Here is a 15,625-nt window from a genome sequence, read left to right as displayed (position 1 = left end):
ATTCACACCACGTCGGACGAGTTTCTTCTATAATATAGACGCCATTATTCTTCCGTTGTGGATTCCGCCTGTTTGTAACGGGCAAGCCTCGCCTTGATAGCGTCAATGTCTTTGCCTTCCTCACTGTTCTGCGTTACTTCTACTCGGTCAGTCAACATGTCATGCGTCTGCAAGAACGTCTTCAGCATCGCAGCGTTACCTTCTTTGATAATATGATCCGGTATAGACGCCATTACTTCCGGCAGCTTATCGATTGTGGACCGGACAATTTCGCGTTTCAATTCCTTTTCAAACAACGGATCACGGCGCCAATTATAAAGCGTGTTTGGATGAACTCCGCAAAGCTCTGCGATTTCTTCAAACGTCTTGCCGCCTTTCTTCGGAAGTGATAACCACTTAATTGCGAGTTGTTGCTCGGCATCGATTCGTTTTAATCCCATCGTTATATCTCCTTTCTAATACGGTTTAAAAAAGACCGTATGCAGGTTTCTTTGTTTGGTTTCTCTTTCTTTTCTGCGATTCTATATATAATAGAAAATAATGCCGACGATTTTATGAGTCGGAAATGTATATTTATATCGTAAATTTATTTAAGTACATTTATTTAACGGTTTAAAAAAGACCGTACGTACGGTTTAATTTCGACCGTATACACGGTATAAAAAAGACCGTATATTCATAACCAATCCATTACGTCTTCTGTGTCGACAACCTCTTCGACTGCTTCAGCGTCTTCCTTAACCGGCAATACTCCGCCCGTCCAACGAGCCTTATCAGCCAACTCTTCAGCGTCAATCTTTCGCAGCTTCTCTTCCGCCTGCTCCCGTACCTCCGGAAACTTGCGATAAAATTCCTCGATTGTCTTGACCGGCTGCTTAACGCGGTATACGTTGTTCCGCCGCCCGTTAACCTCGGCTTTTTTCGCAACAATCAAGTCGAGCTTAGTCAACGTCTGTATTTGCGTCTTCACACCGGACAATGAAAGCCCGCTGTCTCGCGCCAGGTCGTACTTAGTCGGAAACGCATATCCGTATTCATCGTTCCAGTAGTCGAAAATCAGTTCGTAAATCAGTCGAGTGTTCCCGTTAAATTTCGGATGTTTTGTATAGATTCGCTTCAGACTGTTCAGTCCTGGCGAGTAGTATTCGTTAATTTCGTATGGATATTTCTTCGCTTCGTTTTTCATTCGGATCATCCTTTTCGATTAATTTGTAGTGCTTCGATTAACTTCGTATTATTTGGCGTTGCTTTGTTGCGCCTTGTATTGGTCAAGTCCGGTCTGTAGAGCCGGAGTCTTTTCGTATAAGTTGAACGTCTTGCCTGTATTAGGGTTAATTGCTTCTGTAATCGGCACGAGTCCGCATCGATCTATTAAAAACCGGTTCACTCGGCGACTGTAGATAAACGTTAATTTGTCTTTCATTTCGCATCAATTCCTTTTCGATTAATTTGCGGGAGGAACGACTTGCTCGGGCCAATGTGAATGCCTGCTTCCGTTCTCCTCCCTCAGTCTCTATTAGGGACGGTCTTAGTCAAAAACGCGCATTAAAAAAGCCCCTGCAATTAGGAGCTTGGGTTTTCTCTGCTATAACGTAAAAATCGTACATATTCTATTACTTTCTTTTTTTCTTCTTCAGTTACTTCTTTTCCATCAATAATAGGCAATTCTGTACTTCGATTTTCTTCCTCAGTAAAGAAATAAGATACATGTACATTAAAGTAACTCGCAATCTTAATTAACAATTCAATAGAGAGTCCACCTTCCTCACTCTCAATTTTCGAAACATGAGCATGAGAAATTCCTAATTCATTAGACAGTTTCCTCATACTTATACTCTTTTCCAAACGAAGTTTCTTTATTTTCTGCCCTATTGTCATATATCTTCACACCCTTAATGAAACTAATTTTACATATGTTCCAAATAATAGTAAATTGATAATATATAATTTTTTAGAGAGGTGAACTTATGAAAGTGATCATCACGATAGGACCAAACTTTCAGTATGCCAAAGAACAAACTCAAAAATTACTTGCTCATAAGATCGTATCAAAAGCTAATCAGTATAAAGGTATAGCCCGCCGTGATTAGTCGGGTTTTTAGTGGTAACATTCTGTTACGAGTAAAAGCGATTCAACGCTTTCCTCCACCGCCACAACTCGTCAACCCTTGGCGGCCAATCACCTTTAGCTCATTCACAGTCACGCGAAACTTATTCCAGTCGTATTTCCGACCCCTCAGCGATTCATTAATGCGAATCTTCCCATCCGTCTCTACGATCTTAGCAACCTCGTGTTTTGGAACGAAAAGGATGGTCGCCTTGGTGAGGTCGTAGTTTGTTTCGCTCGGAAATAGAACAGCGACAAGGTAATCGTAAACGTCATTTCCTCCCAGCCCGTGTATTCCGTATTGAGTAACCCTTCCACCTCCAGCCACATGGACACGTGCCATTTTCACCTCAATTTTCGTTCTGTCATTAAGTACGATGTCGTGGCCTTTTTCGCTATGATTGGTCTTATGGCCGTCCATTAGAATCGCTAACATTTCCTCGGTATACTCACCCGAAAGCTCTTTCGTATGATCAATCGGCCTTAACCCGTTCTTTACCATTTCGCGATACTCAGCCGGCACTACAACCCCGTTTTCCAACGCCAACAACCCGATACATTTGAGCTGGAACACCGATTCCTCAACCTCTGCGACTTCCATTTCGATTTCTGCTGCAATTTCCGCGATTGTGGCGGTTTGGCGTTCCTTTACATACGCGAATACTGCAATTTCGTTCACTTTGTTTCCGCCTAGCCCTTGGATGATCTGTTTAATTGACATTTCGATTACCTCCCGAATTTTTTCCACGCAAAAAGGGCGCTACCGGAAGGAAAAATCCGATAACGCCCCTTGACAGGAATTGATATTTTGTTGTAGGATTAAAGTGGACATTTATATGTTGATTTCTTTGTTAGCGAAAAAAATAAAAAAACTATTTACGTTGCAGATCGCTAAGCTTCTTGTCTATCTTCTCTAACAATTCAATAATCGCGTCTATATTATTCACCTAACTCACCCTCCTTTTCTAATTCATGTTTGATTCCGTAGGTATCTAGCTTCACTATCTTGTAGGAGCTCGCTTGTTTAGGTTCAATCGTCCGTAAGAATTCGCCTTCTAGGTTGTAAACGCGGCACTGTTGAATACCAGCGAATTGTTTGTAACGACTCTTTCTAGCCACATTCTCCGCCTTTTTATCCGGATCCGATACCACTTCAGCGCTAGGTACATATTCTGCTAGTTCACGCTTCAAATTGTCGTAGTGATGCTCGATTTTTTCGTGAATAGCATATAAAACGGATGACTTCAGCGATTCCACCTCTCCCTTTAAATACGCAACCAATTCCTTCGTAGATGCAGCATCGCCAGCCAACGCCTCATACCCTAACTCAATCACCGACTCATCTTGACGTATCCATCCCGATAACTTTTCGTTCTGACCATCCAGGTCCCCATCTGATTCTGCGATTTCTATAAACTGTCTATACTTCGCGATTTCACCCAGCAAATACGTTTCCCGACGAGATATGCCGTCCTTTTTCCAGGCTTTCATTGTTCTTTCGTAGATGCGTTTCTTCATATTAGTTAGGTTAGTGCGGTCCATACCGTTTAACTCACGGAAATCACACTCCTCGACGTAATCTGTATCCTTCGATGAAGCAACCGACATACTATCGATAAATTCGTTCTGCCTGACCGTCAGGAAGTCGTGGCGATTCTCACGAAACCACTGAAGAAAAGGGTTGGCACTATATTCATAAGCAGGCGAAAATATTGATTCCGTGCAGTTATCACCGACAGTGCCTACTTGAGCATCATTTTCATCGTAGATTGGCGTATCCAAGGATTCGAAATCGATAGTTACGTAGACATTGCCGCCTGTCTCTGGGTCGTACATTCGTTTCGTGTTCGGATTGATGATTTGCGGAAGCTCATGCTCGAGTTTCGCCTCGATCGCCTTAATCAGACGATTCAAGTTATGTCGATCATCACCGGATGCAACACGTTCCCAGTCTGCGTCTTTTTCTAGGCGGAAATTAGACATCGCTTCCCATGTTTTTGTCGCTGCTTCGTTGACGATTTCTGATTCGGAAAATGTGTTCGCTTTGCCCATCGCATTGATGATACCGAATACCACTCGCTTGATTTTCGGATGCTTCGGCTTTAAAGAACACTCCATATTGCCATAGTTTGCTTCGAATAGTACCTCTTCCAACAGTTTCATTTGCGCTTCAACCATAGTAATTTCGCCCCTTTTAATAAATTTCGATTATTTGTGTTGCATTCCGGAAAATTTTTGCGTATAATAATACCAACAGGACACGTATGTCCATTTTTAGTACATAGGAATAAAAAAATTAAGAGATCAGGCGTTTGATTGCCGCGACCTTATCTGTCGTTAAGTATAATTCGCTGAATAACTTGCGTTCTAGCTGTTCCGTGATGACCCGATCCCCTCGCTCAATCTTTGCGATGAGTGACTGGCTTACACCGAGTTTGTCGGAGAGTTGTTGCTGATTGTAGCCGTAGAGCTTACGGATTGTTGCGAATAGTTTAGGTTCCATCGTTCGCCCTCCTCTGGATTCGATTTAATTACGGAGATCCCTCTCCCTCTACACCTATATAGGGCAGGTATTAGTCATAAAATTAGCACAATCACCTATAACCCTATCAAATTTTCGTATCGGTTATGTGTCACGTGAGACATTCGATGTTATACCGATATAGCAATCTGTTATTTATAATGATTATCAATAAGGTTAAATTATCCCTCTTACTCTTATAGTCTCGAGACCCCCCTCCGCACGAATTTGCGAAAAATACCCTCTTAAATTTATACGAATCCCAGACCCATTTCGTCGCACCCCTCTACTTTTTGATACCGCGTAACCACCCTCCTGTCACATACGTTTCTGAACTTCGCATTTAAACCGTCCAAATTCACGAGGAAGACCTTCTCGGCTATCTTACCATTCAAATCGATTTAAAAACGCTCAGAGGCGAATCTGAGACGTTCTGAGGCTATCCTAGCGTCTGAGTGATCGTACAACCTGCGAATATAAGTCGACAGCCCTCCAAAAAACGTTACTGACCCCCTTCAGGATGAGCAGGCGGCCCCCTATCGTAATTTGAGGACGAACTATACTCCGTTTAACTAAACTCAGGTGAACTAGACTAATAATTCCGTGTAAGTAGCGAGAAAGTATGTCACCTTTTTGTGCCTGTTTCGGGGAGATGTGTCACTATTTTGCCCAAACCGTTAAACTGCGCTAACCTTAGAGCGACAAGGGCTACATCCATTTAAAATGCCAATTAGCCGGAGATTTCTTCTTTATCTTCCAACAAAGACTGTACTGACATGGCGCTTTTTGACACTAAGAAGAACCAGCGTTTAACAAGAACGATCTTTAACCAAGATAAAACATTCCAGTCCGACAAAAACCGTCGTCCTGGCATCATTCAATTCATTTTTCGCTGAGGTCTTTTAAAGTGCTTTGCGATAAGGTATTAAAGATGGTGCGGCGACTTTAGGAGCCGAATTATTAGATCTTAAGTTCTTAGTTCTTAAGGTCTTAGTTCTTAAAAAATTTAAAAGGGTAGCACATTCGATTATAAAAAGCAACAACTAATTCAAAGATAGGTCTTTTGTACCTTTTTAATATAAATCCGATAAAATACGACGTTTTCTTGCAGGTGACATCCGACTTCAACGTTTACTAGGTATGCTGCACGATAATCGCTGACTGAATTTGCCGGAAGGCTTGGCAAAATCGTCCTCTCACCCAGAGACGAGGACATTTTGACGAGACTGTAGGCTAATTCAGCTCAGCAACTGAAATGAGGGGATTGGAACGGAGGCGGTTTTTGCCGAGAGAACAACCCCTAACCTTATCCATTAGACCGAACACATACGTCAGGCTTGCGAGACACGACGATATCCAAGCCGAAATAGTTTCCGAAGGGTAAGGGTGCCGACAGGGGCTAAGACGTCTGATTTGCCGTCCTGAGCAAGGAACAATCGAAGGGAAACGAACGGACTTACTTTCCGAGGGGTAACGGTAGGGGCTGGCGGATTGATCCGAGAAATTAACGAAATTCGTGTGGCGAAAGTGGGTGGTACGTATCACCGTTTGGGAAATCAGAGTACGTATTCCGTTATCATTTGCGATTTCTAATTGAGAATAGAGCGACAGTTATGCGGTTAAAATCAGGCGTTTTACTATATTGATATAACGATAGAAAAAGCCCGCCACACTCATCGGTGCGACAGGCCGTACTGACCTAGATGTCGAGTTTGTTCAACGGATTATGCTTCTCGTTCTTCTCCTTCAACTCTCGTCCCCATAGGTGTACGTATTTCAGGGTCATGTTCAGCGACTCGTGACGTAGCATCCGTTGTAAGCTTATCGAATCCAAGCCCGATTTAACTACATGAGACGCATAAGTGTGTCGGAAGGTATGAGGCGATACCCTCACGTCCTCCCAGCCGAACCTACTCTTCAGCCGTTTGAATATGGATCCGATTGAATCCGGCGCCAGAGCCTCGCGTTTGGTCGAGCAGAACACGTTATCGCTTAGATCGCCGTCGAAGAAGTCGTGGCAATACTTATAAAAATCCGATAGCTCCTTCCGCAGTTTGTCCGTAATCGGAATCCCATCTTCTCTGCGCTTCTTCCCTCGCACGATAATCATACTGTTCTCGAAGTCAATATCTCTCCAGCGTAGGTTCGCAAGTTCTCCACGTCTAATGTCGGTTGATAGCAACGTAATAATAATGGTGCGATTACGGTAGGCGTGATATGGCTTGTTGCGCGACTCCTTTTCGAAATAGCGAAGCATTTGTAGCAAGTGGTCAGCGCTAAAAACCTCGATGCGCGAGTCAACCTTCGCAAAACTGATTTTCTTGAACGGTTTATTCTCTGCATCATAAAGATCCTCGTCGATTAAATAGTTCACAAACGCCTTTAGAACACGTAATTTTAAATTCACGGTGTTAGGCGCGTTCTTCAGTTCGTTATGGCAGTACGCCATGAATCCTTTAACAGTTTGACGGCTAATATCCTCGACTTTCAGCACGTCCCGGGATCCGCAGTATTGCTCAAAATCGCGGAGCACACGTTTGTATGTCTTCAGGGTATAAGGCGACAGGTTCTGTAGTTTTCGGTCATCCAGGAAATCATTTACCGCAAATTTTACGATCATTATAGTCAGTCTCCTTCGCAAATTTAATAAAAAAAAAGCCCGCCGCACATTAAGCGTGCAGCAGGCCGTTAACAAAATCGTTCAATTCTTCGTATTTAGTTTCGTCTTGACGGTACGCGTCAGCTAATTCCAGCAACCGGTCAAATTGATCGGAGCCTTCCTGCGTATTTGTGTCGAGGTTCAGTTCGGCAAATAAAGCGAGCTCACGCTGGCGTAGAAGTTCGTCAGCACGGTCATGTTCCGACTGAGTGGCACCGCGGTTGGCGAGGTCGGCGGCGTAGAATTTCGCTTCGAGAAATCTGTCAAGCATACTGTTAGACTTAGCTTCCATCGTCTTTCCTCCCATATCGTATCTAAACCTCACGCTACCAATCCTTTTTTATTTCTTAAAAACCAATTTGAGATTACCGTTCTGCTCAACAATCTGAATTAGTTCGTGGCCTTCTCGACCGTATATTTCGAGAATCTTTTGAAGATCCCTTCCGCCCAAATCTACTACCTCATAATTAAAAACACGTTTAATCGTCATTATTACCATCCCCTTTCAAAATAGTTATTCAGCGCTAACCTCAAACGTTTGCTCCTCAGCGAAATCGTTCGCCATTGTCTCGCTATCGAACGCAGCACTTAGTACGAAGCTTAGCTTATCTAAATCGGCGCTCTCAACCGGCACTGCAAACTCGTTAGCTTGCTCCGTTCCAGCCATCATGGTGCTTCCTTCGTTATCATCTGTAACGATGTCGCCTTCGATCATATCCACCTGCTGAGTACCGGCCGCAAGCGTATGTACACCGGTAAATTCAATGGATTCTTCGGTCATATTGTTCTTCGCTTCTTTACCAGTTACGGCATAAATCTCTTCCGGAAACTCATCGGCAGACTCAACGCCAAGCGCCCACATTAAACCCATTTCCGCATCTTCCGTAAAGTTTGATAGCTTAATAAGTTTAACGTCTGTTAACGAATAATCCACGCTTTCATTACCTTCGAGTTTGAAATCGCCAAATTCCTTCACAACCTCTACGTCACCATAGTCGGAAATGATACCGTAGTTTTCCTTCGACTCAGCTTTCGTTTCTTCCTTAACTTCCGTGTCGGCTTTTTTCGCCTGATCGTCTGTATTGCCGGAGCTCTCTTCGCTACTTCCACATGCGGCAAGGCTTAGCGCCAACGCACCGACAGATAATAGTTTTGTAATCTTGTTCATAGAAATAAATCCCCCTTTTTCAATATTATACCATAGGCACTATCTTAAACTACTACCTTGTTAAAAAATCGGAAAGGTGAAACAAGGAGCCCGGTTAAAGGCCCCTCGTATTCCTATTTACTTGCCCCCGCTCCCACCGCCGCCTGGATCTGATACAATTTGTTGCGGTGAAATTTCTGCTGCTCCTGCGCTTGTTACTCCTGTCATTAAGATTGATGCGATAACTACTGTTTTGATTAGTTTTTTCATTTCGATTGGTCCCCTTTGTGGTTTATTTTTGTCTTAGAAGGTCGGCCACACCGCTAAATTGCAGGTATTTTTGTAGCTCTGAATACGGTAACTCCGCGTAAAACGCATCACCTCCTCTCATGAAAAGTATTAGTGACTCTACCATCACCGCAGGATCGTTTGTTGCAAGTCCAGTATAATACCGAGTGAACGGCGATTCCTGATTAAGTGTCGCAATGATGTCGAGCGCTTCGGTCTTTCTGCCATGGCGAGCGTAGTAAAATGCACGATTCGAGTCGTCCTTCAATTCCGACGGGTCCCGTACCTTATCCCACAGTACTGCGGCAAACTCCAACTCGTTCGACTCTACGGAAACAGCCGCTTCATGACGCCCGTTAGCACTGTAAATCGCGATGGCTTTTTTAAAGTATGCCGCGGTCAAATCGTAACTTGAGAACATATAAGACGTTGCCATGCGAAAGAAGGAGCCGGCGCGGTAAATCGTATTGTCAAGCACGTCCGAATTAATTATCTCCTCGCATAAGCTCCGCGGTTCTTCCTTGCGATTGTAATTGAATAAAAGCGAGATAGCTTTCGAGTCCTTAATCCGCAAAGTGTATAAGTCACGCAGATCTGAGTTCTGAACACGCTCGAGCACCTCCTCTGCCACCGTCAGGCATTCCTGCATCGCCGCCATGTGTCGCATGTCTGAGTGATAGTAAACACGTAACATTTGGCGAAGGAAACGGCCTTCAGGCGTACGTGCCTTCGTATTATCAATTCGCTGGATGAAATCGGCAGGGATGCCGACCTCCAACCGTTGGCGCTCAAGCAATAGCGTGTACATGTCGCACAGGTCCGCCAACAACTTACTGCTACTGTTATGATTCCTCATCATACGAATCTTTTCCTCGGCTACGTCAAACAACCGGTTAGCGCTCATATATTCCATCGCAAAGGATAGGTTAGTCGCTCCTTCAACATGATAGGACCATTCGGCAATTACGTTGTGATATGTATCTGGGTGCAGTATCTTTGCAACGGTAAACAGTGCGGCGAAATTTAGTTCCGATCCTTGCTTAAACTTCGTAAACGCTGAGTTTGTCATACCTACTTCCTGCGCTATCTTTTTCCAAGTCAACTTATACGGCAATTTGTCCATTGAGTCTTCAACTAACCTAGCTAATTTCATTGCGTTCCCCTCCGGAATTTTATTAGATTCATAGTTTCGCTAGTAACTTGTGACGAGACTTGTCCAACGCTATAGGTTGCCGCCAGTAGCGCTCGATCAAGCACCGCGTTACTATTAAGCGACGAGCTCGGGCGCCCTTGCCATCGACGTCCGAACTGCCGCATGCTTGCTTCATTTACCTTGCGATTGTTGCCACATAATCGAGTAAAGTCATTTCGCCGATCAGTTCCGCAGATACTTTTGCCGGAAGTTCTGCCGTTTTATAGTCACGGACGTGAAAGTTGTTTTCTTTCCGAAAACCGACGGCCACAACCCGGAAGTAAAGCATGTCATCGTATTCACTGAGTAGGATATTATCGCCAAATAATATCGCTTGCTCCTGTGTCAATTCGTCAGTGTTGTGGAAATGGACCGTTACCTTTTTCATACGAACACCTGGAAACGTTCTAGTAAGGTCAGAAGTTGGGCGGCAGACATGTCGCGGTTCGTGATAAGCTCTCGTGTGACTTCATTAGACTTAAGCGAGAAGAGTTCGTTCAGCAACTCATAATACCCGGGATAGTCATTCGAAGGGATTAATGTAGAGACAACCGCGTGGCCGTCGATTTCCGTCAAGTAGTACCCCATGTCGCTGATAAGATGCGATTTAAAATATTCCGGCTTTCCTTTTCCTTCGACTTCTAATACTACGCAAACAATTTTTTTATTTCCCAATTAATTTTCCTCCTTTAATGCGCCTGATCTATCTAAACCCACTGCCAATCCCAAGGCGAATGAACCTAATATTGAAAATCCGATTGCTGCTATCATTTATCAATTCCTCCTATTATAGATTCCCTTACCTGAGCGAGCGCTAAGACGTCTTTCTCATCAAGCACAACGTAGTCACCTGCTGCTATTAACTTGCCGTCAATTGTGGTCACGGTACCATTCGAATAAACGTGAGCGATTTGCCAAATGAAACTCTCTTTAGCTTCGTAAATGTGATCGCCAGGATTAACACCTGCGACAACTTCACCGCCGTCCCAACTGAGCAGATAGTGGATGAATTCCGGAAAGCTCATTTCCGCAAGCTTCACCGCCTCGAGGTTCTGCGGTAATTTAAAGGTGCTCATGTCGAGCGATAAAACACTGTAGTCATCTTCGCAATCTACAACTATTCGCCCCTCCTCCTTTTTATAAGTCCAAACCGCAAGGCCAGTGTCGCCAATTAGTAAGAGAAGATCCTCGTCGATTATTAAGCCTTGCATGATTTCCGTGAATTTCCTTTTTTCGCACATACAGTAAACATCTGTCGGTTTCATGTTGTGTCCTCCTATATTCGCGATTGAGTATTACCGAATCGGTATGACTTTAGTATATAACCGTTCCGGTATGACGTCAAGTAGAAAATAAAACTTTTTTTATTAATTTGAATTGGTTATAATAGATGCATATAAGGAACTGATCGGGGAGGATATTATGGCGATAAATTTTAAACTTGGGGATATACTCGCAGAACTAGCAATCTCTAAAAACGCGCTTGCTGTTGAAGGAAAGATTCGACCAGCTACTGTTGCGAAGTATGAAAAAGGCGATATGGGGAGAATAGAAATAGAAACACTCGTAGGTATGCTCGACACTCTAAACCGTATGGCAGCCGAGAAGGGTTTAAATAAAACATACTCAATAGAAGACTTAATCGAATACACTTACGAAGGCGCCAGCAACTAGGCGTCTTTTATTATGCGAAAAAAAGAGGCCACCGCAGTAGCCCCCTACATTATTATAGCGAAGAGTAATAGAATAACTCCGCAAATCATCCAATCGACGTCCCTATCTTCTACCACGTTATAACTATTATATAATCCGCGAATCTTCTTCAGCTTAATTGAGCGCGAACGATATTCCTCCGCCTGTTGCTTTGATGACTCCTTCGCGAATCGACCCTTCTCGTCGCGTGTTCTCTCCTGGCGTTGTGGCTCCGGCGGTTCCGGCTCTACTGACGTCAGCAACCGGGCCAGCACCTGCTTCTCTTCCATCGATAACATATGACGTCCCTCCCTTTTCTATTTCCGTAGGCTCCTGCGACTGCCATAACGGCGATTGTGTAGGGCGCCACTTAGGGCGAGGAAGAGAGACGTCAGCCTTCTTATATTCGCTGAGGATCGCATTGTATTCCTGCGAGTTTGCAGCTACAAACAAGGCAAGGCGAATAATTTGATTACGGTCGAGGCTAGTCGCATGAAATACCCGGTCAACATATTCGCGATAAATCTCCGAGTAACGTACGGTCGGTCGATACATATGAAAACACTCCTTTGAGTTGGCGATAGTCTATCATATGCACAGACGTCTAAAGTATGACCGAATAAGTTTTACCGGTAATTGACGTCAGTAGATTAGTCGATCACTTCTACCGTTATTACGTCATCGAAGATAATTCGCTCGAATGTACCGTCCTCGCATTCGATTTTCAATAATCGATCACTTGAGCCTATGTGATGAACCCGACCGATAAATTCTTCGCATCTACCGTTAAATTCCGACCACACTTTAAACTTTATTGCATAATGAAATTCCATTGCGTAGTGAATACGCTCTTCATTTTCGCTAAATGTAAATTCGTCGATAACCGGCTTCGAATTACGTTTAAAATCGTCCCACATATCACGGAGCTCTTTAACATGCTCCGGCAACATTAAAGACGTCCATTTAATTCGTCCACGATCCCGTATACTCATCCAATACCACCTCGATTAAATTATACAGAACAAACGTTCGATAAAACAAGCAAAATAAAACGCCCGTAGATATTCCACGGACGCTGGCGTTGTTCACTGTCAGCTTATGTGCTAGACTGCGAAAAGTTGCTAGTCTTGCTAAAAGACGTCTCGGCCCATTCGGTCGACTATATTCGCATATTCTTGGCGATAATATAGAAAAAATATCGAGGGTGACGTTATGGTTATTATAGAATATATTGTGTTTTTCGGATTACTGGCAGTAGGTCTAATTTGTTTCTCTTTATTCAAAACACCTCCAACGAGTGAGAACCCAAGAAACAAATGCGAAAGTCACATCGAAAGAAGGTTGTATGATTCTTTAACTTTTAACGGTTTTGACGTTTACACCCAAGTAAAATGCGGCCCTTATCGTATCGACTTAGCGCTCTACTTTGCAGATAAAATGATTGCAATCGAATGCGATGGGAAAGCATTTCATAGTTCACCTGAACAAAAAAGGCATGACCGTAAGAAAGACGCCTACTTACGCAAAAATGGCTGGCAAGTAGTCCGCTTTACTGGCCGACAAATAAATAGAAATCTTCCTATAACAATCGAAAAGATCAAAACGTTGTCATACAGTTAGCCACAATTAAAGTCGTGCAGTTCAATCGGAAAGATGCCGCTATCATACTTCTGCAACCCCGTCACCTCTTCAGTCGGATAAAAGCCGAGTGTAGTTCTCTTGTGAGTCCGGAATGATTCATTTTAAGGACAACGAATATAAAAAGGTGACGTCACTATTCCACTTCCGATTCCAACCGACTATTCCATTCTCAATTCCAGGCTAGAATTCTGTTTGGAAGAGGGCGAATACAGTAACGGCAAGGCTTGTGTCTTGTACCGTTGTATTCCTTTTCGCAGGGACTATATATAAATATATACGGGTTGTTCTGTACCTAATTCACTATAACCTTTTTAGAGGAGAAAAATTATTATGCTGCGACTTCATATTTAAATCGGTCATCTGAACATAGCGTCTGACCATCGCCAAGTCAGAATGGCCGAGAATCTTCTGCAGGCTAAACGGATCGCCTCCGTTCATTATATAAAAGAGAGCGCCAGTGTGACGGAACGTGTGCGGACTCACTCGCTTTCCGGTTATCTGCGCCTTTTTACCGTATTCTTGCAGAAACTTTCGTACAGTATTATCAACGATTTTTTTCCCATGCATTGTTACGAAAAGATACTCAGAATCGAATTTATCCGTCTTCCTGATGTACGTTTTCAGCATCTTTACCGTCAAATCAGAAATAGGCACCTGCCGCATCTTCTTCGTCTTTGTATCCATCGCTTTGAGCGTAACAATACCGTTCTTTAGGTCCACGTTTTCACTGCGAATCGCCAACAGTTCTTTAACCCTTACCATCGTATCCAGCATAAAATACATCATAGTGCGGTCCCTATAGCCGGTTACTGTCGTCTCATTTACTACGGAAATTAACGTTCTTACTTCCTCGACAGTGAACGCTTGAATGTTATCTTTCGGAACTTTTACCATCTTCATCTGTTCGTGAATTGGGCGCTCGATGTGACCTTCTTTATATGCGAATCTAAAGAACGCTTTTAAGGTGCGCGTACGTATGTTGACCGTGTAAGCTGCGAGCTCCAATTCGTTTAGCAAATGATTCATGTAACTGCGGACCGTATCGATAGTAAGTTCTTTCGCTTCGATTTCTCGTTTTAGATACTTCTTGAACAGCGAATAATGTAATATATAGTCCGTTATAGTCTGTTCGGCCAAACCTTGTAGATTTTTCACCACCATAAATTTATCAAATACCTCGTCCAACGTCTGCTCATTTCGGTCCCTTTGATTAGCTTTATTTTTCACTCGTCTCCTCGTTACCCTTGCCATAAGTAACACCTCCTGTAACGAGTGTACTTAAAAACGAAAAGATGCGGCAAGCTTACGCGTTATGACGTTTAAATGACGCAGTTGTTCCGTCAGCATAATCGCTGGATTTTTTTTACATAAAATACTATATGTTGTACAAGCTATTAGTAAAAAGCATAAAGGGATGTTTCTATTGGCGAAACGTATTACACGAACTAAGAAAAACAACCTGCAAATATATATTGTCGTCGGAGCGATGGGGTTAGCCTACATTTCCGGACTTAGAGACATGATGTTCGAGAGCCCGCAGGACTACGGAGTAATCGCATACCTGATGCTCCTTCCGTTTATTATCGGCTTGTTTTATAAACCTTTTCGCAGTTTGGTCTTCTATGTAATTCGGGTCTTTTGGAAGCGCCTGACTGCCCGCCATGCCTTACCGGTCAATATTCGCGAAATAGACTTAATGGACGGCATCGCCTTCGAGCAGTATTTGAAGCCGGTATTCGAACGTCAGGGATATTTCGCAACGGTAACTCAAGGATCCGGCGATTATGGGGCTGATTTGATATTGCGGAAGGGGCGGAAGAAATACGTGGTCCAGGCGAAGCGATATAGTAGTAATATCGGGGTTAGCGCCGTTCAGCAAGTTGTAGCTGCGGTTAAATACTACAAGGCTCACGGCGCCATTGTGGTGACGAATCAATACTTTACGCCTGCAGCCGTTCAACTGGCGAAGGTAAATGGCGTTAGGTTGATTGATCGGGAAAAACTGGCGAAGATGATGATTTAACTGGCGGTTCCTAGCTTCTCCGATTGTTTCCGAATTAGCTCATTCCTTTCACGTCCGATGTCGATAAGTGTTCCGATTCCCATGAATAGCGCCCCAACAGCAACGCCCGACACAATCGATATAATGGCCGTGTTAATCATGCCGCGATACAGTGTTACTTGCGTAAGGTACTCGAGATCATCGTACGCAGCCATCTTCTTCGCAAAACCGTATGCATCCCAATTAACTCCATTTAAAGCTATAAATGCTCCGATTACTCCCGCTACAATAAAGGCGATTCCTACCTTACCAATCCAATTCCCCATAATTTCACTCCTATACCTTTTATTAGTCCAATCATACTACGGTAAAGGAT

The 15,625-nt window shown here is 43.5% G+C and carries 23 protein-coding genes; 4 read left to right on the top strand and 19 right to left on the bottom strand.

Features of this window, described 5'->3' with window-relative positions:
- Positions 1 to 44 precede the first annotated feature (44 nt).
- From AC6CIB_RS02185 to AC6CIB_RS02175, 3 genes are all read right to left on the bottom strand, one after another.
- Positions 45 to 440: a phBC6A51 family helix-turn-helix protein gene (locus AC6CIB_RS02185; RefSeq protein ID WP_498277729.1), complete on the bottom strand. Its 396-nt coding sequence runs from the start codon at positions 438 to 440 to the stop codon at positions 45 to 47.
- Between the two features lie 236 nt (positions 441 to 676).
- On the bottom strand, positions 677 to 1,186 hold the full coding sequence (locus tag AC6CIB_RS02180; protein WP_498277727.1) for a helix-turn-helix domain-containing protein: 510 nt from the start codon (positions 1,184 to 1,186) through the stop codon (positions 677 to 679).
- Between the two features lie 377 nt (positions 1,187 to 1,563).
- Complete coding sequence (locus AC6CIB_RS02175; RefSeq protein WP_498277726.1) at positions 1,564 to 1,878, bottom strand: helix-turn-helix domain-containing protein; 315 nt, start codon at positions 1,876 to 1,878, stop codon at positions 1,564 to 1,566.
- A gap of 89 nt (positions 1,879 to 1,967) precedes the next feature.
- Here AC6CIB_RS02175 and AC6CIB_RS02170 point away from each other — a divergent pair, with 89 nt between their 5' ends.
- On the top strand, positions 1,968 to 2,090 hold the full coding sequence (locus AC6CIB_RS02170; RefSeq protein WP_498277724.1) for a hypothetical protein: 123 nt from the start codon (positions 1,968 to 1,970) through the stop codon (positions 2,088 to 2,090).
- Positions 2,091 to 2,132: 42 nt separating this feature from the next.
- Here the strand turns inward: AC6CIB_RS02170 and AC6CIB_RS02165 are convergent, their stop codons facing one another.
- The 12 genes from AC6CIB_RS02165 to AC6CIB_RS02110 all read right to left on the bottom strand — a co-directional run bounded on the left by AC6CIB_RS02165 (position 2,133) and on the right by AC6CIB_RS02110 (position 11,179).
- Positions 2,133 to 2,828: a hypothetical protein gene (locus AC6CIB_RS02165; protein ID WP_498277723.1), complete on the bottom strand. Its 696-nt coding sequence runs from the start codon at positions 2,826 to 2,828 to the stop codon at positions 2,133 to 2,135.
- Between the two features lie 218 nt (positions 2,829 to 3,046).
- Positions 3,047 to 4,285, bottom strand: coding sequence for a hypothetical protein (locus tag AC6CIB_RS02160; protein WP_498277722.1), 1,239 nt, complete (start codon positions 4,283 to 4,285; stop codon positions 3,047 to 3,049).
- A 118-nt stretch (positions 4,286 to 4,403) separates the two neighbouring features.
- Complete coding sequence (locus AC6CIB_RS02155) at positions 4,404 to 4,610, bottom strand: helix-turn-helix domain-containing protein (RefSeq protein WP_498277720.1); 207 nt, start codon at positions 4,608 to 4,610, stop codon at positions 4,404 to 4,406.
- 1,717 nt (positions 4,611 to 6,327) lie between these two features.
- Complete coding sequence (locus AC6CIB_RS02150) at positions 6,328 to 7,248, bottom strand: tyrosine-type recombinase/integrase (RefSeq protein ID WP_498277718.1); 921 nt, start codon at positions 7,246 to 7,248, stop codon at positions 6,328 to 6,330.
- A 49-nt stretch (positions 7,249 to 7,297) separates the two neighbouring features.
- On the bottom strand, positions 7,298 to 7,579 hold the full coding sequence (locus AC6CIB_RS02145; protein ID WP_498277716.1) for a hypothetical protein: 282 nt from the start codon (positions 7,577 to 7,579) through the stop codon (positions 7,298 to 7,300).
- Between the two features lie 48 nt (positions 7,580 to 7,627).
- Positions 7,628 to 7,777, bottom strand: a complete 150-nt coding sequence (locus AC6CIB_RS02140; RefSeq protein ID WP_498277714.1) for a hypothetical protein — start codon at positions 7,775 to 7,777, stop codon at positions 7,628 to 7,630.
- A 24-nt stretch (positions 7,778 to 7,801) separates the two neighbouring features.
- Positions 7,802 to 8,455, bottom strand: coding sequence for a hypothetical protein (locus AC6CIB_RS02135; RefSeq protein WP_498277713.1), 654 nt, complete (start codon positions 8,453 to 8,455; stop codon positions 7,802 to 7,804).
- Between the two features lie 117 nt (positions 8,456 to 8,572).
- Entirely contained in the window at positions 8,573 to 8,704 is a 132-nt protein-coding gene (locus tag AC6CIB_RS02130) for a hypothetical protein (protein ID WP_498277712.1), read from the bottom strand.
- Between the two features lie 22 nt (positions 8,705 to 8,726).
- Positions 8,727 to 9,875 carry an AimR family lysis-lysogeny pheromone receptor gene (locus AC6CIB_RS02125; RefSeq protein ID WP_498277711.1) on the bottom strand — a complete coding sequence of 383 codons (1,149 nt, stop codon included), beginning with the start codon at positions 9,873 to 9,875 and terminating at the stop codon, positions 8,727 to 8,729.
- A 175-nt stretch (positions 9,876 to 10,050) separates the two neighbouring features.
- Positions 10,051 to 10,302 (bottom strand): hypothetical protein, encoded by a 252-nt coding sequence (locus AC6CIB_RS02120; RefSeq protein ID WP_498277710.1) that lies wholly within the window; start codon positions 10,300 to 10,302, stop codon positions 10,051 to 10,053.
- The gene (locus AC6CIB_RS02115; RefSeq protein WP_498277708.1) at positions 10,299 to 10,589 is read right to left on the bottom strand and encodes a hypothetical protein; all 291 of its coding nucleotides are present in this window, start codon (positions 10,587 to 10,589) and stop codon (positions 10,299 to 10,301) included. The genes AC6CIB_RS02120 and AC6CIB_RS02115 overlap by 4 nt, the downstream gene beginning before the upstream one ends.
- A 92-nt stretch (positions 10,590 to 10,681) precedes the next feature.
- Positions 10,682 to 11,179: a hypothetical protein gene (locus AC6CIB_RS02110; RefSeq protein WP_498277707.1), complete on the bottom strand. Its 498-nt coding sequence runs from the start codon at positions 11,177 to 11,179 to the stop codon at positions 10,682 to 10,684.
- 157 nt (positions 11,180 to 11,336) lie between these two features.
- On the opposite strand from AC6CIB_RS02110, the gene AC6CIB_RS02105 reads away from it, so the two are divergent.
- Entirely contained in the window at positions 11,337 to 11,588 is a 252-nt protein-coding gene (locus AC6CIB_RS02105; protein WP_498277705.1) for a helix-turn-helix domain-containing protein, read from the top strand.
- A 153-nt stretch (positions 11,589 to 11,741) separates the two neighbouring features.
- Here AC6CIB_RS02105 and AC6CIB_RS02100 read toward each other — a convergent pair whose 3' ends face one another.
- A complete protein-coding gene (locus tag AC6CIB_RS02100; RefSeq protein WP_498277703.1) occupies positions 11,742 to 12,161 on the bottom strand; it encodes a hypothetical protein in 420 nt (139 codons plus the stop codon).
- A gap of 95 nt (positions 12,162 to 12,256) precedes the next feature.
- Complete coding sequence (locus AC6CIB_RS02095; RefSeq protein WP_498277702.1) at positions 12,257 to 12,598, bottom strand: YolD-like family protein; 342 nt, start codon at positions 12,596 to 12,598, stop codon at positions 12,257 to 12,259.
- Between the two features lie 220 nt (positions 12,599 to 12,818).
- Here AC6CIB_RS02095 and AC6CIB_RS02090 point away from each other — a divergent pair, with 220 nt between their 5' ends.
- On the top strand, positions 12,819 to 13,226 hold the full coding sequence (locus AC6CIB_RS02090) for an endonuclease domain-containing protein (protein ID WP_498277701.1): 408 nt from the start codon (positions 12,819 to 12,821) through the stop codon (positions 13,224 to 13,226).
- Positions 13,227 to 13,547: 321 nt separating this feature from the next.
- On the opposite strand, the gene AC6CIB_RS02085 is transcribed toward AC6CIB_RS02090, so the two are convergent.
- Positions 13,548 to 14,498 (bottom strand): tyrosine-type recombinase/integrase, encoded by a 951-nt coding sequence (locus AC6CIB_RS02085; RefSeq protein WP_498277700.1) that lies wholly within the window; start codon positions 14,496 to 14,498, stop codon positions 13,548 to 13,550.
- A gap of 172 nt (positions 14,499 to 14,670) precedes the next feature.
- Here AC6CIB_RS02085 and AC6CIB_RS02080 point away from each other — a divergent pair, with 172 nt between their 5' ends.
- Positions 14,671 to 15,270, top strand: a complete 600-nt coding sequence (locus AC6CIB_RS02080) for a restriction endonuclease (protein ID WP_498277699.1) — start codon at positions 14,671 to 14,673, stop codon at positions 15,268 to 15,270.
- Here AC6CIB_RS02080 and AC6CIB_RS02075 read toward each other — a convergent pair.
- The gene (locus tag AC6CIB_RS02075; protein WP_498277698.1) at positions 15,267 to 15,575 is read right to left on the bottom strand and encodes a hypothetical protein; all 309 of its coding nucleotides are present in this window, start codon (positions 15,573 to 15,575) and stop codon (positions 15,267 to 15,269) included. The two genes, AC6CIB_RS02080 and AC6CIB_RS02075, sit on opposite strands and share 4 nt — an antisense overlap.
- Between the last annotated feature and the right edge of the window lie 50 nt (positions 15,576 to 15,625).

Source organism: Rossellomorea sp. GQ25, assembly GCF_059758515.1.
This window is presented reverse-complemented; position numbering and strand designations above follow the sequence as displayed.